Below are 21,621 nucleotides of genomic sequence, written 5' to 3' on the forward strand. Positions count from 1 at the left end.
TCGTCCTTCCGGGCGGGCCGTGAACACCACCTAAACTAGCGATGTTAGTTTTGCGGCGCCAGGTCCCTCGCCGACGTGGCCGATCGGTCCGGCCTGTCGAGCGGCAGGAGGTCGACGGGCACGCCGTTGAGCACCGCGTTGCCCGACAGCGGGTCGAGCAGGCTGCCGTCGAGGAGCTGGTTGACGTTGACGCCCGGGTCCAGGGCGGCGTGGCTCATCCTGGTGCCGGGCCGGTCATGGCCCCAGCCGTGCGGGAGGCTCACGACCCCGCGCCGGACGGTGTCGGTGATCTCGACGGGCGCGGTCACCGCTCCCCCGGCGCCCCTGACCCGTACCGGCGCACCGTCGACGAGCCCGAGCCGCTCGGCGTCCTCGGGGTGGACATGCAGGGTGCAGCGGTTGGAACCGCCCGTCAGCGCGGGCACGTTGTGCAGCCAGCTGTTGTTGGACCGCAGATGGCGCCGCCCGACGAGCACGAGCCCGGCGGCTCGCTCGCCCAGGGCCCGCCTCAGCCGCGGCAGGTCGCCCGCGATCGGCCCCGGCAGCAGTTCGACCTTGCCGCTCACGGTCTTCAGCGGCTGCGGTAGACGGGACGTCAGCGGGCCGAGGTCGATGCCGTGCGGACGGGCGAGCAGCTTCCCCAGGGTGAGCCCGTCGGGCCGGGCGCCGAACCCGTCGCCGTACGGGCCGAGGCGCAGCATCATGTCCAGTCGCCGCTCGGGGCCGTTGTCCCCGGTGAGCTGCCCGGCCAGTTCGCGCGGGTCGCGGCCGTGGACGGGCGAGTGGGCCTCGGTGACCGCCTTGCCGAGGGTCTGGTCGATGACCATGGTGTCGACGGCGGCGGGGTCCGCACCATGCATACCCGTGGCGGCGAGGACCAGCCGGGCGAGGATCTCGGTCTCCGGCATCCGGCCGGGCTCCGGGGGGACGGCGGCGGGGGTGTAGCGGACCTGGTTGCGTACGGCGAGGGCGTTGAAGGCGAAGTCGAAGTGCGGCGCCTGGGAGGGCGGGGGCGGCGGCAGCACGACATGCGCGTGGCGCGAGGTCTCGTTGAGGTACGGATCGACGCTGACCATGAAGTCGAGCGTGCCGAGCGCCTTGTCGAGGCGGTCGCCGTCCGGTGCGGAGAGCACGGGGTTGGCCGCGACGGCGATGACGGCGCGGATCGGGCTGCCCTCGTCGGTGGCGGTGTCGATCTCCTCCGCCAGCGCGGAGATGGGCAGTTCCCCCTTGGCCTCGGGGTGCCCGCTCACCCGTGAGTGCCAGCGGCCGAGCGCGAAGCCGCGTCCGGGGCCGGCGGGGCGGGGGGTCTTGTCGGTGGCCGAGAGCGGGAAGAGCGCGCCGCCCGGCCGGTCCAGGTTGCCCGTGAGGATGTTGAGCACGTCGACCAGCCAGCTGGCGAGGGTGCCGTGCGGCACGGTGCAGCTGCCGATGCGGCCGTAGACGGCGGCGGTGGGCGCGGCGGCCAGTTCCCGGGCGAGGGCCCGGACGACGTCGGCCTCGACGTCGCACGCCGCTGCGACGGCCTCGGGTGTGAAGTCCCGGACGGCGGCGGCCACGTCCTCGACACCCTGGACATGCGGGGCGAGATGCCCGAGGTCGACGAGGTCCTCCTCGAAGAGGACCTGGGTCATCGCCGCGAGCAGCAGGGCGTCGGTGCCCGGACGTACGGCGACATGGCGGTCGGCGAGCCGGGCGGTGCGGGTGCGGCGCGGGTCGATCACGGTGAGGGTGCCGCCGCGGGCCTTGAGCGCCCTGAGCCGGCCGGGGAAGTCGGGGGCGGTGCACAGACTGCCGTTGGACTCCAGGGGGTTGGCGCCGATGAGCAGCAGATGCTCGGTGCGGTCGAGGTCGGGCACGGGGATGGCGCCGGCGTCGCCGTACAGCAGTCCGCTGGAGACGTGCTTGGGCATCTGGTCGAGGGTGGAGGCCGAGAAGAAGCTGTGGGTGCGCAGACCCGCGAGCAGCAGGGGCGGATAGAGGCCGCCGGCCACGGTGTGCACATTGGGGTTGCCGAGGACGACGCCGACGGCGTGCGGCCCGTACTGCTCGACGACGGGCCGCAGCCCGGCGGCGACGGCGTCGAACGCCTCCTCCCAGGTGGCCTCGCGCAGTACGCCGTCCCGGCGCACGAGCGGCGTACGCAGCCGGTCCGGATCGGCGTCGGCGGCCCCGAAGGAGGCGCCTTTCGGGCAGATGAAGCCCTTGCTGAACACGTCGTCCCGGTCGCCGCGGGCACCGGTGACCCGGGTGCCGTCGAGGGTGAGCGTCAGCCCGCAGGTGGCCTCGCAGAGGGGGCAGATACGCAGAGCGGTGCGGGGCACGGGTCCTCCCGGAGGGCGGCGGCGGTGGCACACGGACGGGCCGAGCATACCGACCGGTATGGACGGAGGGGAGGGGGCGCGGTGCACGTCCCTTCCGGCACGTCCCCGGAACTCATCGGCATGCGTGGCCCTGTCCGGCCGTCGTACCGCTCCTCAGTCGAGGGCCCGCTCCAGATAGGCCCGCAGGAGCGTGCGCGCCTCGGCGATGATCCGCTCGTCGCCCGCGGGGTCCATCCGGAAGGCGAGATGGACCAGAGTGTCGGCCGTCTCCACCGCGACCAGGAACATCCGCCGCAGGTCCTCGTCCGGTTCGCGGTCGATGTACGCCGACAGCAGGTCCGAAAGACGGTCGGCGACCCGGTGGTTGGGCTCGGCGTAGCGGGCGCCGACCGGGATCTGGTTGCCGAAGTCGACGAGGGAGAAGCCGGGTGCCGTGCGTTTCATGTCCAGGTACTCGTCGAGCACCGCGTCCATGGCCGCGCGCCAGCCCCCGCCGCCCTCCACCTCCGCGAGGCGGCGGGTGACGCGCTCGGTGTAGCGCTCCAGGTTGCGTTCGGCGAGGGCGTCGACCATCGCCCGCTTGTTGCCGAAGAAGCGGTACACGGAGCCGATGGGCACGCCTGCGCGCAGGGCCACGGCCCGGGTGCTCAGGGCGTCGTAGCCGACCTCGTCGAGCAGGTCGGCGCATGCGTCGAGGATTCTGGTCAGTCGTTCCGCGCTACGGCGCTGAACGGGCGCGCGGCGCAGCGATGTCGCGTGGGGCACGGGCTTCATGATGCCTCTCCGCCGGGGTCCGGTGAACCTCGCCCGTGAGTACGGAGTTGGATGGCACCAGCACTCATCGGACGCCGGGAAGGCCTTGGCGGGCCGGACCTACCGCCTCTCCCGCAGGACCGTGATGATGCGCTCGCACCAGTCGCGGTTGCCCTGTTCGAAGGCCAGGCCGCGCAGGCACGTCAGGTAGGGGCCGATGCGGTGACCGTGGCGCAGGAACTCCTCCTCCGTGCTCTCACCGCGCATACTGCGGAGCAGCTTGCCGAAGAGGTCGATCTTGGCCCGGGCGAAGGCGGCACGCTCGGTGAGCCGGGCGATCAGGGTCTCGGTGTCGACGTGGTCGGCGGCCTGGACCTTGACGAGCAGGTCGTCCCGGACGAAGGAGGGCTTCGCGGATGCGGCCGTGAACTCCTCCAGCTCCGCGAGCCCCGCAGCGGTCACCTGGAACAGCCGCTTGGTGGGACGGGTCTCCTGGACCACCGCCCGGCCCGCGATGAGCCCGTCCCTCTCCAGGCGGGTCAGCTCGGCGTAGAGCTGCTGCGGCTGGGCGTGCCAGAAGTTCGCCACACCGAGGTCGAACGCCTTGGTCAGCTGGTATCCGCTGAGCTCCCCGTCGAGCAGCGCCGCCAGCACGGCGTGCCGTAGCGCCATCGGATCGCCTCCCTCACCCTCACACCTCTGTCGCCGGACGCCGACCCATGATAGTCATGAAAATGACTAATCACATCCATGACTATGGAGGGTGAGCGCGCCATGAACGCCGCCGACCGATTCCGTGCCGCCATCGACCACCGGGACCTCGCGGCCCTCGACGACCTGTTCACCGAGGACATCCGCTTCTACAGCCCCGTCAAGTTCGGCCCCTTCGAGGGCAAGCCGATGGTGCTGGGCCTCTTCCGGGTCCTGCTGCGCACGTTCAAGGACTTCCGTTACGTCGGCCGGTACACCGGCGCCGCGCAGACCAGCACCGACGGCACGTCCGCCCCGTCGGAGGTGCTGCTCTTCCGCGCCACGGCGGGTGGCAGGGAGATCCACGGAATAGATCTGCTGCACTTCGACGACGACGGCCGGATCAAGGAGTTCACCGTCATGGTCCGCCCCCAGTCCGCCGTGCACGCCCTCGGCGAGGCGGTCCTTGCCGGCCTGGTCGAGGACGGCCTCGCGCCGGCGCCGTCCGGTCGGTAGACGCACACCCTGCCCGTCGCCGGGGGCCCGAGAGGGGGCTCGGCCGACTCCGGGAAGCCGCGACACCCTTCGGACCTACCGGCGCCCGGGCCCCGGCGCCCGCTCCGACCCCGAGGACGTGACGGCGGCCGTGCTCTCCACCGGCTTGCCGTGCACCGCCCAGAGGGTCCGGTCGTCCGCATAGAGCCGGGCCGTGACGTGATGTGTGCCGCGCGGGACCAGGGCGGCGGGGAGCCGGTAGGCGGTGACCCGCAGCCAGGTCAGGGAGCGGCCGTCCAGCGAGAGCCGGGCGACTCCGCGACCCGCGACGGCCACCGGGCTCACCCCGGCGGCCGAGAAACGGAAGTGGCGGACCGTCAGCCGTATGTCCCAGCCGTCCGCGGAGTCCGGCCGGACCTCGACCGCCACCCGGGGCGCGCCCTTCGGGTCGACATCACGGTAGTGCCGCCCTTGCCCGTCCGTGTCGTGCAGCACCGTGCCCACCGGCGAGGCCGTCGCCCCGCCCTTCCCCTCGTGGACGTCGTCCGCGCCGCAGCCGGCAAGGCCGCCGATCAGGGCGCCCACCGCGAGCGCGGCGAGCAGTCCGCGCCTGAACGCCATGCCGGCGAGCGTAGGGCGGTCCCGTGGCGGCCGGATCCCCCTGGAGGCTGGTTCCGGCGCCGTCCGGAAGTGCCGCGCGACCCTCTCGCGTCCCGCTCCCCCTTGCGTACCCGACCCCCGAATCCTACGGTGATGCATAGGAATCAGCGACCAGGGAGCGGTGATGAACGGGGACGCGAGGAAGACCGCGGAGGGGCTGTCGTATCTCTCCGGATTCGGCAACGAGCACAGCTCGGAGGCGGTGCCGGGCGCGCTGCCCGAGGGCCGCAACTCCCCGCAGCGCGCCCCGCTCGGGCTGTACGCGGAGCAGTTGAGCGGGACGGCGTTCACCGAGCCGAGGGCGCACAACCGGCGTTCGTGGCTGTATCGCATCCACCCCTCGGCGGCCCACCCGGCGTTCACCCGCACCGACAACGGCACGCTGCGCTCGGCACCCTTCACGGAGGCGGTGCCCGACCCCAACCGACTGCGCTGGAACCCCTTGCCCGAGCCGGCAGCAGGCACGGACTTCCTCGCCGGGCTGTGGACCCTGGGCGGCAACGGCGACGCCACCCAGCGCACCGGCATGGCTGTGCACCTGTATCACGCCGACGCCTCCATGGACCGGGTCTTCAGCGACGCGGACGGCGAGCTCCTGATCGTGCCGGAGCGCGGTGGGCTGCTGCTGCACACCGAGTTCGGAATGCTGCACGTGGAGCCCGCCGAGGTGGCGCTCATCCCGCGCGGCGTCCGCTTCCGTGTGGAACTGCTCGACGGTGGCGAGGGCCCGACGGCCCGTGGCTATGTCTGCGAGAACTACGGCGCCCCCTTCCGCCTGCCCGACCTCGGCCCGATCGGCGCCAACGGCCTGGCGAACGCCCGTGACTTCCGGGCGCCGGTCGCGGCGTACGAGGACGTCGAGGGGCCGGTCGAGGTGGTGAACAAGTTCTGCGGCAACCTCTGGTCGGCCGTCTACGACCACTCGCCGCTCGATGTCGTCGCCTGGCACGGAAACCATGTGCCCTACGTCTACGACCTGCGCCGCTTCAATGTGATCGGCAGCATCAGCTACGACCACCCCGACCCGTCCATCTTCACGGTGCTGACCTCGCCGAGCGACACCCCCGGACTGGCGGGCGTCGACTTCGTGGTCTTCGCGCCGCGCTGGCTGGTGGGTGAGAACACCTTCCGGCCGCCGTACTTCCACCGGAACGTGATGAGCGAGTACATGGGGCTCGTCGAGGGCGCCTACGACGCCAAGGCGGAGGGCTTCGTACCGGGCGGGGGCTCGCTGCACAACATGATGTCGGCGCACGGTCCGGACCGGGAGACGTTCGAGAGGGCGAGCGCCGCCGAGCTGCGGCCGCACAAGATCGACGACGGACTGGCGTTCATGTTCGAGACCCGCTGGCCGGTGACCCTGACACCGCACGCGGCCCGCGCCGAGCACCTGCAACACGGGTACGACGATGTGTGGCGAGGCCTCGAACGTCACTACCGCCCGTTGCACTGAGCGCCGTCGACCGGTACGGATAGGCCGTGACCTCCTTTGCCCCCGACTCGATCGTCCTGAACCGCAAGCTGCCGCTCTGGTACCAGGTGTCGCAGTCACTGCGCGCCTCGATACTCGGCCGCTCGCCCCAGGACCCGCTGCGCCTGCCCACCGAGGAGCAGTTGGCCGGGCACTACGGGGTGAGCGTGCTGACCATGCGGCAGGCGCTGAAGGAGCTGGAGGACGAGGGCCTGATCAGCCGCCACCGCCGGCGCGGCACGTTCATCGAGCCCAGTGCCAGGAGAGCCACCCCGGTGCGGCTGCTGGGCTCGGTGGACGCGATCGTGGCCCAGCAGTCCGGTATGACGACCGAGCTGCTGGACCGGGGCGCGGGGCCGGTGCCGGCCGAACTGGCCGAGCACTTCCCGGATCTGCGCGAGGTGGCGACGTATCACCGGCTGCGCAGCGACGAGAAGACCGGCGAACCCACCAACCACGCCCGCAACTACGTCCGTCCGGAGCTGGCGGACCGCATCGACCGCGAGGATCTGCTGCGCTGGCCGATGACCAAGGTGCTGCGGGACGTGGTCGGCGCGGACATCAGCCGCATCACGGACACGGTCGAGGCGCGGCTCGCGGACCCGGAGACGGCACAGTTGCTCGACGTCCCGCTGCTCAGCCCGATCCTGCACTACACGGGTGTCACCTACGACACCTGCGGGCGGGCCCTGGACGTGGCGGTGATCCACTACCGGGGGGACCGCTTCTCCTTCACGGTCACCCTCGAGGCCACCTGAGCACGTCGTACGATGCCGGGCGTGACGCACGACGACGCTCCGCTGCTCGCGGACCTCATGCCGTGGTCCGTCGCACCCGTGCGGCCGGGCCGTGCCTGGCCGTCGGCGCCCGACGCGGCCTGCCTGAGGGCGCGGTGGGACGCCCTGGTGAAGGCCGAGGGGCCCGACCGTGAGGCGCTGTTCGAGCCGACGCGCTCCCGCACGCTGCACTCGGCGGTCGGACAGCTGCCGGGCCAGTCCAGCGGCACGGAGAAGCTGGCGCGGGCCGCCGGTCCCTGCCCGGAGCCGGTGCGTGTGCTGTCGGCGCCCTTCGACGAGCAGTGGCTCATCCCCGACCACCGCCTCATCGACGTGGCCCGGCCCGAGCTGTGGCGGGTCGCGGACGAGCACCAGGTGTTCGTGGTGGAGACGGCGGCGGACTCGGGCGGCCCCGCCCTGCTCGCGACGTCCCTGCTGCCACTGCTGCGCCCGGGCCGCATCCGCCCGCTGTACCGCCGCCCCGGCGGCACGGAACCCAATCTGGCGCCCGGCCTCCTGGAGCATCTGCACGACCGCCTGGGCACGAGGCCCGCCCCGGTGGACGTCCTCGCCTGGATCACGGCGATGGCGCGCCCCGGCCCGGCCGGGCTCGCCGTGCCCCTCACCCAGAGCCCGGAGCACTTCTCCCGTGGTGTGGAGCTGGGCCGGCGCCTGCTGTGGCTGATGCGACGCGACGGCGAGCGCCCCAAGCTGCCGGGCGGCCGCCGCCCCTACGTCCGCGCCCCGCTGCCCTCCCGGCCATTGACCCTGCACTACGACCCCGACGAGGAGACCCTCCATCTCGACGAGGGCCGCATCTCCCCGGTGCCGCGGCAGGCCTGGGAGTTCGAGGCGGGCGGGGTCCGGGTCCTGGAGCAGTGGTTCGCGGCCCGCACCGCGCAGGGCGGGCCCGGCACACTGACGGCGATCCGCCCCGCGACCTGGCCGCAGACCTGGACCTCGGAGCTGCTGGAACTGATCACGGTGCTGGCGCTGCTCGCGGAACTGGACCCGGCGCGGGAGGAATTGACGCCCGGTGAACCGATCACGGCCGGGGATCTGCGCGCGGCGGGCGTGCTGCCGGTCCCGGACGCGGTCCGGCTCCCCGCCTCCGTGCTCGACCACCACGAGGAGGGCCCGGAGGGGCAGTTCGTGCTGCTGTAGTGCCCCGGCAGGCTGCGTGCGCGGCCGGGGCGGACCCCCGGCTCTCCGGCCCGCCCGTCGACGAGACGCGTGACCTCGGCGCCGGCCTGCTGACAACGCCGCCCTCCGCGGGTCATGATCCCGCTCATGGACCGTCTTCCGCTGCCCCTGGAGGGCCTCACCGTCGTCGCCGTCGAGCAGGCCGTCTCGGCCCCCTTCGCCACCCGTCAGCTCGCCGATCTCGGCGCCCGGGTGATCAAGGTCGAGCGGGTCGACGGCGGTGACTTCGCGCGCGGCTACGACACCGCCGCCCGAGGTCTGGCCTCGCACTTCGTGTGGTGCAACCGCGGCAAGCAGTCGATCGCCCTGGATCTGAAGGATCCACGGGGCCTGGACGTCGTACGGCGGCTGATCGCGGACGCGGACGTGTTCGTGCAGAACCTGGCGCAGGGGGCCGCGGCCCGCCTCGGCCTGGACGCGGCCACCCTGTGCTCGGCGCATCCGCGGCTGGTGGCCGTGGACATCTCGGGCTACGGGGCGTCCGGGCCGTACGCGGACAAGCGGGCGTACGACATGCTCGTGCAGTGCGAGGCGGGGCTGGTGTCCGTGACCGGGACGCCCGGGCAGCCCGTCAAGGCCGGTATTCCGGCGGCCGACATCGCGGCGGCCATGTACGCGTTCTCCGGGGTGCTCGCGGCACTCGTCCGGCGGGGCACGACCGGGCGCGGCGGCCCGGTGGAGATCTCCATGCTGGAGGCGCTGGCCGAGTGGATGGGCCACCCGCTGCACCACACGATGCATGACGGCACGCCACCGGCGCGCACGGGTCTGGCGCACGCCGTCATCGCCCCCTACGACGCCTATCCGACGGCGGACGGCGGCCGGGTGCTGCTGTCCGTGCAGAACGACCGGGAGTGGCGGCGCCTCGCCGGGCAGGTGCTCGGGCAGCCGGAGCTGGGGGACGACCCGGCGTATGCCACGAACGCGGCGCGGGTGGCCCACCGGGAACGCACGGACTCGCTCGTCGCGAAGGCGCTGGGCGCACTGGACGCCGACGAGGCGATGGCCCGGCTGGAGCGGGCGGGCATCGCGTGCGCACGGCTGAGAGATCTGCGAGAGCTGGCCGCGCATCCGCAGCTGGCGGCCAGGGAGCGCTGGCGGGAGGTCGGGACTGAGGTGGGGACACTCAGGGCGCTGCTGCCACCGATCACGCTGCCGGGCGGGAACGAGGCACAGATGGGGGACGTGCCCGCGCTCGGGGAGCACACCGTGGCGCTGCTGCGTGCCGTGGGGATGACGGACGACGAGATCGCAGCGTTGCGCCGGGACGGTGTGGCGGCCTGAGCGCGGGCCTTGCGAGCGCCCGCGGCGCGGGCGCCATGAGGAACGCCGGTGGCGCTCAGCGCCCGCCGAACAGCGTACGACGCAGGCGGCGCAGCGGCGCGAAGAGCGAGACCTTGCTCACGCGCGCACCCCTTCCGCTGCGCTCGTGCGCGGGGCCACGTGCGGTCAGCTCGCGCATCAGGGACGTCGCCTCGGCCGTCTCACGCTGCGGCACGGCAGGGCCTGCCAGCACCGAGAGATGGCGGTCGAGGCGCGCGCTGGTCGCACTGCTCCCGCACGTGATCGCAGGGACCCTCGCCCTGCTGCGCACTGTTATCTGTTCCATGTCACTCCCCACCCGTACGAGTCCACCCGGCCCGGGCAGGCTAACCCTATCGCCCCCTCGGGGCACGCGTGTATCACGGGCGCAGGATTCACCTTCTCTGCAAGGGGGTTGACAGCTACTCTCCGAATCCGACGGATTGCAGGGCGAGTTGGACAACTGGCTGGCTGGTGGGCTGCGGTGAGCCCCCGTCGGGCTCCACCGTCACGGCGAGTGACGTCGCCGACTTGCTCAGACCGCGAGCGACCAGGGGCGTGTCGCCATGGAACAGCCCGAGGGAGCGTGGTTGCACGTTGGGGCGCATGAGCCAGAGCTGATGCACACGCCCGCTCGGTGGCGCATCGAGTCCGCTCAGGGTGATGACGGCGCGCCCCTCGGATGCGGACGCGATTACTCCGATTCCTCGGCCCCTGGCGTCCCGGTCGTTGGTCGAGCGCGCGTCGGGCGCGGCGAGAACGTGGGCGATCTCACGCGCCTGTGCACGCTCGGCGTCGAGGGTGTGCTGCGTCTGCGTCGCCTGCACCGCGAACAGCGCGGCGACGACGAGGGCCGCCGCGGCCGTGGCGGTGGCGAACGGGGCGAACAGAGGGCGCATCCGGGGCGCACGGGCGCGCTCGGGCGGCGGGGCGGCTCCCCAGACATGCGGTGGCAGATGCCGGGAGCGGGACCCGATCCCGTCGTACGCGGGCGCGGGCGCGGGGTCCTGAGGGATGTTGCGCACGGCGGTCAGCACCCGGCCGCGCAGGCCGGGCGGGGCCAGCGCGTTCGTGGACCAGGCGAGGCGCACGGCGTCCTCGGACAGGGCCCGCACCTCGGCGGCGCAGCGCTCACAGCCCGCGAGGTGCTTCTCGAAGCGCACGCGTTCCGCGGGCTCCAGCGCGTCGAGGGCGTAGGGAGCCGCCAGGGAGTGCAGGTCCTCGCGGCGCAACAGGCGGTCGAGGAAACTCATGCGACTCCTCCCAGGCATTCGCGCAGCCGGGTGAGTCCGTCGCGCATCCGCGTCTTGACCGTGCCGAGCGGCAGCGAGAGCCGCTCGGCGACCTCACGGTACGTGTAACCGTCGTAGTAGGCGAGTGTGACGGACTGTCGCTGCAGAGCGGTGAGACGGTCCAGACAGCGGCGCACCCACTCCCGCTCCAGGCCGGCCTCCACCTCCTCGGCGACATGGTCGAAGGCGGGGGGGTGGGCGCGCCGGGCCTCGCGCTGCTCGCGTTCGCCCGCGGCGCGGACGCTGCGCACCCGGTCGACGGCACGGCGGTGGGCCAGGGTGAGGATCCACGACAGGGCGCTGCCGCGGCCGGGGTCGAACCGAGGGGCGGAGCGCCACAGTTCGAGCAGCACCTCCTGGGACACCTCCTCCGACTGCGCCGGGTCCCGTACGACCCTGCGGACCAGCCCGAACACCGGCCCGGACACCAGCCCGTACAGCTCCTCGAAGGCCTTCTGGTCACCTCCGGCCACGAGGACCAGAAGCTCGTCCGCCTCCACTCGTACCGCCCTCTCCGCCGCCGCGTACGGCCTGCTCGCACGACTGTGGCACGCGCTGCGTCCACCCCTTCGGAAGAGATACGGATCAGCGGGCCGAAAACGCGGGTCGAGCAGGCAGAAAAAGATTTTTCGAGATCCACCAATCCGCCTCGGAGGGCGCTCCGAATCCCGGTGCGTCAGGCAAGTTGGCACTGAGGACGGACGGCATGACACCTATCTCCAGGAACGGCGCGGGGCGCAGGAGCATCGCGACCCTCATCTCCGGTGCGCTGGCCGCCGGCGGGCTCGCGGCCGCCGGTGTGGCCGCACTGGAACCGGGGGCGGCCTCCGCCTCCTCCCACCGGGAGGCTCCGCTCATCTCGGGGCAGCCGCAGTACGACAACACCGACCTGTACGCGTTCGTGAGCCCCGACAAGCCGGACACGACGACGGTCATCGCGAACTTCATCCCGTTCGAGGAGCCGGCGGGCGGCCCGAACTTCTACACGTTCGCGGACGACGCGCAGTACGACATCCACGTCGACAACGACGGTGACGCGCAGAGCGACCTGATCTTCCGCTACACGTTCAGGACGCACGTCAAGAACAAGAACACGTTCCTCTACAACACGGGTCAGGTCGACAGCCTCGACGACCCCGACCTCAACGTCACGCAGACGTACGACATCGACCTGATCAAGCTGCACAAGGAGAAGCTCGTCTCGAAGACGAGGATCGCGGACAACGTGCCGGTCGCCCCGTCGAACGTCGGCAAGGCGTCGATGCCGAACTACGACAAGCTCCGCAACCAGGCCGTCTACAAGCTCACGGGTGACGCCACGTCGTTCGCCGGCCAGGCGGACGACCCCTTCTTCGCGGACCTGCGCGTCTTCGACCTGCTGTACGGCGGCAACCTCTCCGAGGTCGGCAACGACACCCTCAAGGGCTACAACGTCAACTCCCTCGCGATCCAGGTGCCGAACGACTACATCCGCCAGTCGGCGCACCAGCCGGTCGTCGGCATCTGGTCGACGGTCCAGCGCAAGGACGCCCGGGGCTACTGGTCGCAGGTCTCGCGTCTGGGCAACCCGCTGGTGAACGAGGTCGTCAACCCGCAGAAGGACAAGGACAAGTTCAACGCGTCCTCGCCCGCGTACGACGCCCAGTTCCTGAAGAACGTGACCGATCCGGAGCTGCCGAAGCTCATCGAGGCGATCTACAAGATCAAGGCGCCGAAGGAGCCGCGCAACGACCTGGTGGACGTGTTCCTGAAGGGCGTGAAGGGCCTCAACCAGCCGCCGTACGTCAAGCCGGCGGAGGAGCTGCGGCTCAACACCTCGATCAAGCCGACCGCCTACCCGAAGCGGCTGGGTGTGCTGGACGGTGACAACGCGGGCTTCCCCAACGGGCGTCGGCTCACCGACGACGTGATCGACGAGGCGCTCCAGGTGATGGAGGGCGAGCTGGTCGGCTCCAAGAACGACCTGGGCGACTCGGTGAACGCCAACGACCAGAAGTTCGGGCACTCCTTCCCGTACCTCGCCGACCCGACCTCGGGCTCGCGCGGTCCCGTGGCCAAGGGCACCGGCAACAGCGTGCGCAACCAGCTGGGTGACGGTCTGATGGCGACCGGTTCCAACGGCCCGGACAGCACACTGATCGCGACCTCCGCGGCCGCGGGCGCGGGAGGCGTCCTGCTGGTCGGCACCGGGCTGCTGTGGTGGCGCCGCCGGTCCCAGTACCGGGGGTACTGACCCGCCCCACCGACGGGACCGGTTCCCCGGTGCCGTCCCCCTGACCGGCGCGGCCCGTACCCCGTCCATCCCCCACGGCGCGGGCCGCGCCGCTCCCCGTCCGACAACGACCGTTTCCGCCCAGGAGATTGAGGAGAGGGCATGTCCCCGCGTAAGAACCAGAGCGCGCCGGAGAGCGGGCGCGGCGGCCGGCCTGAGGCCGAGCCGACGTCACCGACGCTCCGCGCGGCGGAGACCACGCCCGAGGAGGGCGCCCCGAGCGCCGGACCGCGCGGCGCGCACGCCGAGGCGTCCGGCACGAAGGCGCTGAGCGCCTCGCCGGTTCCGCCGGACGGAGACGGCCCTGCGGCCGCCGGCCCGGCGCGGGACACCGGGCCGGCGGCGGAGCGGACGGAGAGCGACGACGAGGCGGTCGGCCCGGGCCCCCATGCCGGACCGGCCGCCGCGGAACCGTCGGATGACGCAGCCGCGCTCTCCGCTCCCGCGACCGGCCCGGCCGCTTCCTCCGGTACGACCGAGGCTGCGGAGACGACCGACGGCCCGGCCGCGGACGGCGCGCCCCACGGTGCCTCCGCGCCGTCCCCGGAACCGGCCGATCCCGCCGCGGTGGACGCGGTGGACATCGCCGCCTCCGAAGCCGTCGACGGCGATGAGCGCGTGCGTGCCCTGCGGCGGTTCTCCGCGGCCGGACGGCGCTGGCGGGCCGTGCAGCTCGGGCTCTGTGCCGCGTCGTTGGCCGTCGCGCTCACCGCGGGCGCCGTCGTCGTCAGTGCCGTACGGGACAGCGGCCGTACCGCCCCGGTGGCGTCCATGCCCGGCGCGGTCTCCCCCGCGCTCCTCGCCGACGGCGACCTCGACGCGAGCATCCGGTCCCTGCAGGCCCAACTTCGCGCCCAGCCTCGGGACTACGGCAGCTGGGCGACGCTCGGACTGGCCTACGTCGAACAGGCGCGCACCAAGGGCGACCCCTCCCGCTACCCGCAGGCGGAACGCGCTCTGGACCGTTCACTGGCGATCCGGCCGGACAACGACCCGGCGCTCGCGGGCCGCGCCGCCCTCGCCGCGGCCCGCCATGACTTCACCGGCGCCCTGAAGTACGCCGATCTCGCCCTGAAGCAGAACCCGTACAGCGAGCGCGCCCTGTCCTCCCGGATCGACGCGCTCGTCGAACTCGGCCGCTACGCCGACGCCTCGAAAGCCGCCGACCTGGCGGACTCGCGCCGCCCGGGCGTCCCCGTCTTCACCCGCTACGCCTATGTGCACGAACTGCGCGGCGACGTGGGGACCGCCCGCCGCGTCCTGGAACAGGCCCTGAGCACGGCCACGAGCCGCGGCGACATCGCGTACGTGGCCGGCGCGCTCGGCCAGCTCGCCTGGAACCAGGGCGACTACAAAACCGCCCTCGACCGCTACGCGCGCGCTCTGGCCGCCGACGAGAACTACCTCCCCGCGCTGGAGGGCCGGGCCCGCGCCCAGGCGGCCCAGGGCGACACCGCCGACGCGATCCGGGGCATGGAGCTGGTCGTGGACCGCTATCCGCTGCCCCAGCCGCTGGTGGAGCTGGGCGAGCTGTACGAGGCACGCGGCAAGGAGGACGACCGCGCCAAGGCCCGCGACCAGTACGCCCTCGTCGACGCCTGGGTCTCACTCGCCCGCGCCAACGGCGTCAACGCCGACCTCGACACCGCGCTCGCCGCCGCCGACCACGGCGACCACGCGGCCGCGCTCAAGGCCGCCCGGGCCGAGTGGGCGCGCCGCCACACCGTGCACACCGCGGACGCCCTCGCCTGGGCCCTGCATGTGAACGGCCGCGACCGGGAGGCCCTCCCCTACGCCCAGCAGGCCACGGCCACCGGCTACCACAACGCGGTCTTCATCTACCACCGCGGCATGATCGAGCGCGCCGTCGGCCGGACGGACCAGGCCCGCGCCTCGCTCACCAAGGCCCTGCGCCTCAACCCGGGGTTCTCCCCGCTGGGTGCGCGTGAGGCCCGCAAGGCGCTGGAGGCGATGAAGTGAATCTGCGTCGTGTCGCCGCCGCGGGCGCCGCCGCCCTCACGGCCGCCTGCGCGCTCGTCCTGGTGCCCGCGGGCGCCGCGAGCGCCCACCCGCTCGGCAACTTCACCGTCAACCGGTACGACGGCCTGGTCGCCGCCCCCGGGCAGCTGCGGATCGACCATGTCGAGGACCTCGCGGAGATCCCGGCCACCCAGGCCCGGCCGGACCTGGACAAACTCGGTCTGTCCGAGTGGGCGCGGCGCAGGTGCGCCAAGGCCGCGGAGGGCAGCGCCCTGAGCGTCGACGGACACACGGTGCCGCTGACCGTCGGCCCGAGCCGGGCACAACTGCGGCCCGGTCAGGCGGGGCTGCGCACCCTGCGGGTCGAGTGCGCCCTCAAGGCGCCGCTGCCCGAGGGCAGGACCGTGGCCCTCGCCTTCCACAGCGCGGGCGCGACCACCGGGCCCAGCTGGCGGGAGATCACCGCGCGCGGCGACCGTATGACGCTCACCGGCACCGACGTGCCCAAGACGTCCGTGTCCCACCAACTGACCAGCTACCCCAAGGATCTGCTCTCCTCGCCGGCCGACACCGTCAGGGCCTCCCTGCGGGTGCGTCCGGGCGGTGCCGCCCTCGTCGACGACCGGCGGGACGCGCCTGCCGCCGCCGTACTGCCGCGTGGTGCCGACCGGTGGACCGAGGCGCTGAACAACCTTGTCGCGCAGCACCATCTCACCGTCGGCTTCGCCGCGCTCGCCCTGGTCATCGCGATCGGCCTGGGGGCGATGCACGCGCTGGCGCCCGGCCACGGCAAGACCCTGATGGCCGCCAGCGCGGCGGCCCGCGGCGGCCGGGCGAGGCTCCGGGACGTCATGCCGCTGGCCGCCTCCGTGACGGTCACCCACACCCTCGGGGTGGTCGCGCTGGGCCTGCTGGTCACGGCGGGCTCGGCGGCGGCGCCCTCGGTGATCGCCTGGCTGGGTCTGGCCAGCGGCGTCCTGGTCACCGTGGCCGGCGCGCAACTCGTCCGCAGGGCATGGCGCAACCGGGTCCCTGTGCACGGTCACAGTCACGGCCATGGTCAGGACCACCGGCACGAGCACGGCCACGGTCACCGCCACGACCATGACCACGAGCACGCCCGTCAGCGCGTACACGCGCACGCGGGCACGCACGTCGGCACACGGACGGGCCGAGCGCACGACCACGCGCACACCGATCACGCACACCCGCACGAGTACGGCCACGCGCACGACCACGCGCACGACCACGACCACGACCACGCGCACGGCCACGACCATGACCACGAGCACGCCCGTCAGCGCGTACACGCGCACGCGGGCGCGCACGTCGGCACACGGACGGGCCGAGCGCATGACCACGCGCACCCCGATCACGCACACCCGCACGAGTACGGCCACGTGCACGACCACGACCACGACCACGCGCACGACCACGCCCACGGCATCCCCCACACCCACGGCGGCAGCACCCACACCCACCCCGTCGCCCCCACCCTGCGCGGCACGATCCTGCTCGGCTTCGCCGGCGGGCTCGTGCCCAGTCCCTCGGCCGTCGTGGTGCTGGTCGGCGCCGCGGCACTCGGCCAGGCCTGGTTCGGTCTGCTGCTCGTCGTCGCCTACGGCGTCGGACTCGCCCTGACGCTGACCGCGGCGGGGTTCGCGGTGGTCAAGCTGGGCAGCGGGGTGAGCCGGGTGCTGGACCGGCGGCCCGGCTGGACCCGCGGCCCGACGGCGGCGCTGGTGCGCAGGACCGCGCCCCTGGGGTCCGCGTTCGTGGTCGTGGTCCTCGGGGCCGGACTGGTGTTCAAGGGGGCGGCATCCGCACTCGGTTGAGCTACTTTTGGGGAGAAATCACGCGGAGTGGATACGACGCTCGGATGCGAATGGGGGACGCCCGTGTCCGAAGAACCGGGCCGTGAACGTGTGATCGCGGGTCGCTATCGGCTGCTCTCCCCCCTCGGCGAGGGCGGGATGGGAACGGTGTGGCGGGCCCACGACGAGGTGCTGCACCGCGAGGTCGCCGTCAAGGAGGTGCGCGCCCCCGCCGGGCTTCCGGCGGCCGAGGTGGAGCGCATGTACACCCGGCTGGAGCGCGAGGCCTGGGCGGCGGCCCGGGTGGCGAACCGCAATGTGGTGACGATCTACGACGTGGCCCATCAGGACGGACGCCCGTGGATCGTGATGGAGCTGATCCGCGGCATCGCGCTGTCGGACCTGCTGGACGCGGAGGGGCCGGTGTCCCCGCAGCGGGCGGCGTACATCGGCGCCGAGGTGCTCTCCGCCCTGCGGGCCGCGCACGCGGCCGGGGTGCTGCACCGTGACGTCAAACCGGCCAACGTGCTGCTGTCGAACGACGACCGGGTGGTCCTGACCGACTTCGGCATCGCCACCGTCGAGGGCAGTTCGGCGCTGACCATGACCGGCGAGGTCATCGGCTCGCCCGAGTTCCTCGCCCCGGAGCGGGCGCTCGGGCGGACACCGGGCCCGGAGTCCGATCTGTGGTCGCTGGGCGTGCTGCTGTACGCGGCCGTCGAGGGCAACTCCCCGTTCCGCCAGAACACGCCGCTGAGCACGCTGCGGGCGGTCGTCGACGAGGAGCTGCCGCCGCCGCGCCGGGCCGGTCCGCTGACACCGGTGATCGAGGGGCTGCTGCGCAAGGACCCGGGCGAGCGCATCCCGGCGGAGCAGGCCGAGCGGGACCTGCGGATCATCGGCGCGGGCGGCACCCCGCGCACGGGCGCCCCCGCCTCCTCCTACGCGCCGACGGTCGCGGCGTTCCCGGGCGGGTCCCCGACTCCCCCGCTGCCCACGCCCGCCCCCGTCGGTGCGACCGCTCCCGCCCGCCCGGCGCAGTACGCGCCGCCGCCGCGCGACCGTCGCGCCGCCGTGGTCCTGGTGGCGGGTCTGGCCGTGCTCGCGCTCGCCCTGGCGGGACTGACGTACGGGCTGGTGCACCGCAACGACGGCAGCGGCGGCGGCTCCACGACGGGCAGTGGTGCCCCGCACAGCGACACCGCGGGCGGCGGGAGCACGAGCAGTCCGGGGCGGAGCACGGGAGCGGGCCCGGGGCCCACCGGCGCCTCCTCGGCCGGCGGCGGGAGCGGACATACGACGAGTCCGCCCGCCCAGTCGGTACACGTGACGGTCACGGGGACGCACACCGACTACTCCGGGACCTGTCCGCCGCCGGACACCGAGGCACCCACGTTCACGGCGACGTTCACGGTGGGGAGCCTCCCGGCGGAGGTGTCGTACCGCTGGGTCACGACCTCGGGACAGGTGTCGGACCCGGGCTGGAAGACGCTGTCCTTCCCGGCGGGCGGCAGAAGGACCAAGCAGCGGCAGGTCGTCGTCACGACGTACGACCCGGCGGGTTCGGTGCGCAACGCGATCGGTGTGGAGGTGCGCTCTCCGGTGCAGGTCACGTCCGGCACCGTGCCGTTCACGGTGACCTGTGAGACGGAGACCCCGACGGGCGGGGCCTCCCCCTCGAGTTCGTGACCGTCAGGCCGCGTTGGTGAGCACCGGCAGATAGCCGCCGGACTGGCCGGCCGCGGTGGGGTGGTAGGACTGGCCGATGTTCAGCCAGTCGACGCTGTGCAGCCAGGAGTCGCTGGAGCAGATCTCGTGGCCGCTGAAGGTGGTGCGCACGTCGCCGAAGGTGAAGCCGTGGTCGGCGGCGCGCTTGGCGATCGCGGCGTCGATGTAGTCGGCGGCGCCGTTGATCGCGGAGCGCTTGGTTTCGGACAGCCCGACGCAGGTGGTGCCGAGCTTGTAGAAGCGCGGGTAACCCAGCACGACCACATGGGCGGACGGGGCCCTGGAGCTGATCGCCGAGTACACGGCGTCCAGTTGGCCGGGCAGGGTCGAGTCGACGTAGGCCTTCGCGGTGGCTATGCGCGAGAGGCAGGAGCTGTCGGACTGGAGCACACAGGTCGTCATGACGTCGGAGAAGCCGGCGTCGTTGCCGCCGATGGTGATGGACACGAGGCTCGTGGCGGAGCTCAGGGTGCCGAGCTGGTTGCTGAGGACATCGGTGGTCTTGGCGCCCGAGCAGGCGAGGAAGCTGAACGAGGCGGGCGCGTGGGCCGCCTGCCACAGATACGGGGCGGCGTTCGTGCTGCGGTCGCAACTGCCGCTTGAACTGATGTAGCTGCCGGCACCGACGCCGGACGCATAGGAGTCGCCGAGGGCGACGTAGCCGCCGGCCGCGGCGAGTGATGACGCCTGCGCCGCGGCAGCCCCGGTGAGGACGAGGCCGACCGCAAGGAGGAGCGAAGTCACATACGCCGCAATTCGGGAACGTCTCATGGAACCTCCCTTTAGCAGGATCTCTGCCTCAACCGTGGTAGCAGCTACGCGAGTTGACTGGAAGTGTCCATGCCAAAACTGTTTCGCTATTCATCCAACCCGTCCCAGGCGTTCACCCTCGTCCCGCGGATCCGCATGACAAGCGCATGACAGAAACCTCCGGAGGCCGCCACATCCGGAAGGGAACACATGTTTAGAGCAGGCCAAGAACCTGTGCGCCCCGCTTCCGCATCTTGACGGCCCCCTCTTCGCTGCGCGACATTGAAGCCCGGCATCCGGCGCTTCGGGGGGCAAAGTCGCCAATGCAGACCTTACGCATCAAGCCACCTTCGTCAGACGAGGACGGGGGGCCGGGACAGGATCCGGGGAGGGACCTGTTCCCGCTGCTCATGGGGGTGGCGGTAGCCGTCGCGGGCGTCGGCGCGATCCTCGCGCTGACCGACTCGGGCTCACCGCTGCGCGGCCCGTTCACGCTGTTCTTCCTGCTCGCCGCGCCGGCAACGGCCGTCGGCACCGCCCTGCGGGGGCTGCAACCCTGGCCCCGCACCGTGGTGTCCATGGCGGGAGCGATCACGATCGACCTGCTGGTCGCCCAGGGCATGCTGGCGGTGCACCGATGGTCGGTCACCGGCGGGATCCTCGCGGTGACCGTGCTCAGCTCCCTCGTTCTCCTGCTGGTAGAGGTACGACGGCAGCGCCGCCGTACGGCGAGAAGACGGGCCTGACGACGTGGACATCAACGTGTACCGCCCCGGCGAGCTGAGCGCCGCCAACCGGGCGGCATGGACGGCTTTGCAGTCGAAGGCCCATCTGAACGGCTCGCCCGAGCTGGCGAACCCGTTCCTGTCACCGGAGTTCACGCTCGCGGTGGGCCGCACGAGACGCGGCGTCCGCATCGCCGTGGTGTACGAGGACGGCGAACCGGCCGCGTTCTTCCCGTTCCAGAGAACCGCCACGGGCGTCGGACGGGCCGTCGGCCTCGGCGTCTCGGACTGCCAGGGCCTGGTGCACCGGCCCGGGTTCGTCTGGAACTCGCACGAGCTGCTACGGGCGTGCGGGCTCGCCGTCTGGGAGTTCGACCACCTGGCGGAGGGCCAGCAGCCGTTCGAGGCGGAGGCCTCCGGCACCTTCCCGTCCCCGGTCATGGACATCGACCAGGGATACGAGGCCTATCTGAGCCGACTGCGCGCGCAGTCGCCGAAGTTCACCCGCACGACGCTCGCCAAGGAACGCAAGCTGGGGCGGGACGCCGGCCAGGTCCGCTACGTCCACGACGAGCGCGACCCGGCGGTCCTGCGGACGCTGACGGCCTGGAAGTCCGCGCAGTACCGCAGGACCGGGCGCAGCGACCGCTTCGCGCACCCTTGGATCAACCAGCTGGTGCAGCAGCTCTTCCACACCCGCTCCGAGCCGTTCGCCGGGATCCTCTCCGTGCTCTATGTGGCCGACCGCCCGGTCGCGGCGCACTTCGGACTGCACACCGAGCGGGTGCTGGCCTGCTGGTTCCCGGCCTACGACCCGGAGTTCGCGAAGTACTCGCCCGGGCTGATCCTGCATCTGCGGATGGCCGAGGCCGCCGCGGCCGACGGCATCGCCTATCTGGATCTCGGGCGGGGCCAGAAGGAATACAAGGACTCCCTGAAGACACGGGAACTCCGCGTGTCCGAAGGGTGGGTGACGCGCCGTCACCCCGTCGCACTCGGACACAGGGCGCGCCGCGCTCCGGTCCGGGCACTGCGCAATGCGGTGCTGTCGCGGCCGGAGCTCTTCGAGCCGGCCGACCGGATCCTGAAGCGGATGGGGAAAATCCGTTCTAGGGGTTGAATGACGACCATATCGGCGAAAACGAGGGACACGACCCAGGTATTGCCATAAAGTCGCAATCGTCAATACCGTCATACATCAACCCGCATCGGTCCATCATCAAGCGGATCCAGGGGAGGGCTCAGGTACCGCGATGGTTCCGACGCGGGGCGCGGTAGGGGGGTGCCGTGCTCGGCGACCACAGTCGTACGAGCCGTGCCGCGCGACCGGCTGCCGTTCTTCCGGCAGACGGTCAGCTTTGCCAGCTCACCCGGCATGTACGGAGA

Annotated in this window: 19 protein-coding genes; 11 read left to right on the plus strand and 8 right to left on the minus strand. The window is 72.3% G+C overall.

Features of this window, described 5'->3' with window-relative positions; translation table 11 throughout:
- Positions 1–44: 44 nt before the first annotated feature.
- The 3 genes from ACFY2Z_RS28165 to ACFY2Z_RS28175 all read right to left on the minus strand — a co-directional run bounded on the left by ACFY2Z_RS28165 (position 45) and on the right by ACFY2Z_RS28175 (position 3,749).
- Positions 45–2,324, minus strand: a complete 2,280-nt coding sequence (locus tag ACFY2Z_RS28165) for a molybdopterin oxidoreductase family protein (protein WP_390746888.1) — start codon at positions 2,322–2,324, stop codon at positions 45–47.
- A 153-nt stretch (positions 2,325–2,477) separates the two neighbouring features.
- A complete protein-coding gene (locus tag ACFY2Z_RS28170) occupies positions 2,478–3,098 on the minus strand; it encodes a TetR family transcriptional regulator (protein ID WP_390746889.1) in 621 nt (206 codons plus the stop codon).
- Between the two features lie 99 nt (positions 3,099–3,197).
- Entirely contained in the window at positions 3,198–3,749 is a 552-nt protein-coding gene (locus ACFY2Z_RS28175; protein ID WP_390746890.1) for a PadR family transcriptional regulator, read from the minus strand.
- 102 nt (positions 3,750–3,851) lie between these two features.
- Here ACFY2Z_RS28175 and ACFY2Z_RS28180 point away from each other — a divergent pair, with 102 nt between their 5' ends.
- Complete coding sequence (locus ACFY2Z_RS28180; RefSeq protein WP_390746930.1) at positions 3,852–4,283, plus strand: nuclear transport factor 2 family protein; 432 nt, start codon at positions 3,852–3,854, stop codon at positions 4,281–4,283.
- A 75-nt stretch (positions 4,284–4,358) separates the two neighbouring features.
- Here ACFY2Z_RS28180 and ACFY2Z_RS28185 read toward each other — a convergent pair whose 3' ends face one another.
- On the minus strand, positions 4,359–4,883 hold the full coding sequence (locus tag ACFY2Z_RS28185; RefSeq protein WP_390746891.1) for a hypothetical protein: 525 nt from the start codon (positions 4,881–4,883) through the stop codon (positions 4,359–4,361).
- A 163-nt stretch (positions 4,884–5,046) separates the two neighbouring features.
- Between ACFY2Z_RS28185 and hmgA the strand changes: the two genes are divergently transcribed.
- From hmgA to ACFY2Z_RS28205, 4 genes are all read left to right on the plus strand, one after another.
- The gene (gene hmgA, locus ACFY2Z_RS28190; protein ID WP_390746892.1) at positions 5,047–6,375 is read left to right on the plus strand and encodes a homogentisate 1,2-dioxygenase; all 1,329 of its coding nucleotides are present in this window, start codon (positions 5,047–5,049) and stop codon (positions 6,373–6,375) included.
- Positions 6,376–6,401: 26 nt separating this feature from the next.
- Positions 6,402–7,151: a GntR family transcriptional regulator gene (locus ACFY2Z_RS28195; protein ID WP_390746893.1), complete on the plus strand. Its 750-nt coding sequence runs from the start codon at positions 6,402–6,404 to the stop codon at positions 7,149–7,151.
- Between the two features lie 12 nt (positions 7,152–7,163).
- Positions 7,164–8,333, plus strand: coding sequence for a type ISP restriction/modification enzyme (locus ACFY2Z_RS28200; protein WP_390746894.1), 1,170 nt, complete (start codon positions 7,164–7,166; stop codon positions 8,331–8,333).
- Between the two features lie 126 nt (positions 8,334–8,459).
- Positions 8,460–9,656: a CaiB/BaiF CoA transferase family protein gene (locus ACFY2Z_RS28205; RefSeq protein ID WP_390746895.1), complete on the plus strand. Its 1,197-nt coding sequence runs from the start codon at positions 8,460–8,462 to the stop codon at positions 9,654–9,656.
- 55 nt (positions 9,657–9,711) lie between these two features.
- Here ACFY2Z_RS28205 and ACFY2Z_RS28210 read toward each other — a convergent pair whose 3' ends face one another.
- The 3 genes from ACFY2Z_RS28210 to ACFY2Z_RS28220 form a co-directional block, all read right to left on the minus strand.
- Positions 9,712–9,981, minus strand: a complete 270-nt coding sequence (locus tag ACFY2Z_RS28210) for a hypothetical protein (RefSeq protein WP_311696739.1) — start codon at positions 9,979–9,981, stop codon at positions 9,712–9,714.
- 115 nt (positions 9,982–10,096) lie between these two features.
- Entirely contained in the window at positions 10,097–10,927 is an 831-nt protein-coding gene (locus tag ACFY2Z_RS28215; RefSeq protein WP_390746896.1) for an anti-sigma factor domain-containing protein, read from the minus strand.
- The gene (locus ACFY2Z_RS28220) at positions 10,924–11,580 is read right to left on the minus strand and encodes a sigma-70 family RNA polymerase sigma factor (protein WP_390746931.1); all 657 of its coding nucleotides are present in this window, start codon (positions 11,578–11,580) and stop codon (positions 10,924–10,926) included. Before ACFY2Z_RS28220 ends, ACFY2Z_RS28215 begins: the two co-directional genes overlap by 4 nt.
- A gap of 92 nt (positions 11,581–11,672) precedes the next feature.
- Between ACFY2Z_RS28220 and ACFY2Z_RS28225 the strand changes: the two genes are divergently transcribed.
- From ACFY2Z_RS28225 to ACFY2Z_RS28240, 4 genes are all read left to right on the plus strand, one after another.
- A complete protein-coding gene (locus ACFY2Z_RS28225; RefSeq protein ID WP_390746897.1) occupies positions 11,673–13,199 on the plus strand; it encodes a DUF4331 domain-containing protein in 1,527 nt (508 codons plus the stop codon).
- A gap of 141 nt (positions 13,200–13,340) precedes the next feature.
- Positions 13,341–15,218 carry a tetratricopeptide repeat protein gene (locus ACFY2Z_RS28230; RefSeq protein ID WP_390746898.1) on the plus strand — a complete coding sequence of 626 codons (1,878 nt, stop codon included), beginning with the start codon at positions 13,341–13,343 and terminating at the stop codon, positions 15,216–15,218.
- Complete coding sequence (locus ACFY2Z_RS28235; RefSeq protein ID WP_390746899.1) at positions 15,215–17,053, plus strand: nickel transporter; 1,839 nt, start codon at positions 15,215–15,217, stop codon at positions 17,051–17,053. Before ACFY2Z_RS28230 ends, ACFY2Z_RS28235 begins: the two co-directional genes overlap by 4 nt.
- Before the next feature lie 63 nt (positions 17,054–17,116).
- Positions 17,117–18,721, plus strand: a complete 1,605-nt coding sequence (locus tag ACFY2Z_RS28240; protein ID WP_390746900.1) for a serine/threonine-protein kinase — start codon at positions 17,117–17,119, stop codon at positions 18,719–18,721.
- A gap of 3 nt (positions 18,722–18,724) precedes the next feature.
- Here the strand turns inward: ACFY2Z_RS28240 and ACFY2Z_RS28245 are convergent, their stop codons facing one another.
- A complete protein-coding gene (locus ACFY2Z_RS28245) occupies positions 18,725–19,531 on the minus strand; it encodes an SGNH/GDSL hydrolase family protein (RefSeq protein ID WP_390746901.1) in 807 nt (268 codons plus the stop codon).
- A 389-nt stretch (positions 19,532–19,920) separates the two neighbouring features.
- Between ACFY2Z_RS28245 and ACFY2Z_RS28250 the strand changes: the two genes are divergently transcribed.
- A complete protein-coding gene (locus ACFY2Z_RS28250; RefSeq protein WP_390746902.1) occupies positions 19,921–20,256 on the plus strand; it encodes a hypothetical protein in 336 nt (111 codons plus the stop codon).
- Positions 20,257–20,260: 4 nt separating this feature from the next.
- Positions 20,261–21,355 (plus strand): GNAT family N-acetyltransferase, encoded by a 1,095-nt coding sequence (locus ACFY2Z_RS28255; protein WP_390746903.1) that lies wholly within the window; start codon positions 20,261–20,263, stop codon positions 21,353–21,355.
- Positions 21,356–21,621 lie beyond the last annotated feature (266 nt).

This window comes from Streptomyces sp. NPDC001222 (assembly GCF_042896945.1).
Taxonomy (GTDB): Bacteria; Actinomycetota; Actinomycetes; order Streptomycetales; family Streptomycetaceae; genus Streptomyces; species Streptomyces gibsoniae.

Excerpts from the sequence above, each read along its gene's own strand:
- ACFY2Z_RS28170 (WP_390746889.1), bottom strand. The coding sequence starts at position 3,098 with ATGAAGCCCGTGCCCCACGCGACATCGCTGCGCCGCGCGCCCGTTCAG.
- ACFY2Z_RS28175 (WP_390746890.1), bottom strand. The coding sequence starts at position 3,749 with ATGGCGCTACGGCACGCCGTGCTGGCGGCGCTGCTCGACGGGGAGCTC.
- ACFY2Z_RS28180 (WP_390746930.1), top strand. The coding sequence starts at position 3,852 with ATGAACGCCGCCGACCGATTCCGTGCCGCCATCGACCACCGGGACCTC.
- ACFY2Z_RS28185 (WP_390746891.1), bottom strand. The coding sequence starts at position 4,883 with ATGGCGTTCAGGCGCGGACTGCTCGCCGCGCTCGCGGTGGGCGCCCTG.
- hmgA (WP_390746892.1), top strand. The coding sequence starts at position 5,047 with ATGAACGGGGACGCGAGGAAGACCGCGGAGGGGCTGTCGTATCTCTCC.
- ACFY2Z_RS28200 (WP_390746894.1), top strand. The coding sequence starts at position 7,164 with ATGCCGGGCGTGACGCACGACGACGCTCCGCTGCTCGCGGACCTCATG.
- ACFY2Z_RS28205 (WP_390746895.1), top strand. The coding sequence starts at position 8,460 with ATGGACCGTCTTCCGCTGCCCCTGGAGGGCCTCACCGTCGTCGCCGTC.
- ACFY2Z_RS28210 (WP_311696739.1), bottom strand. The coding sequence starts at position 9,981 with ATGGAACAGATAACAGTGCGCAGCAGGGCGAGGGTCCCTGCGATCACG.
- ACFY2Z_RS28215 (WP_390746896.1), bottom strand. The coding sequence starts at position 10,927 with ATGAGTTTCCTCGACCGCCTGTTGCGCCGCGAGGACCTGCACTCCCTG.
- ACFY2Z_RS28225 (WP_390746897.1), top strand. The coding sequence starts at position 11,673 with ATGACACCTATCTCCAGGAACGGCGCGGGGCGCAGGAGCATCGCGACC.
- ACFY2Z_RS28230 (WP_390746898.1), top strand. The coding sequence starts at position 13,341 with ATGTCCCCGCGTAAGAACCAGAGCGCGCCGGAGAGCGGGCGCGGCGGC.
- ACFY2Z_RS28245 (WP_390746901.1), bottom strand. The coding sequence starts at position 19,531 with ATGAGACGTTCCCGAATTGCGGCGTATGTGACTTCGCTCCTCCTTGCG.
- ACFY2Z_RS28250 (WP_390746902.1), top strand. The coding sequence starts at position 19,921 with ATGGGGGTGGCGGTAGCCGTCGCGGGCGTCGGCGCGATCCTCGCGCTG.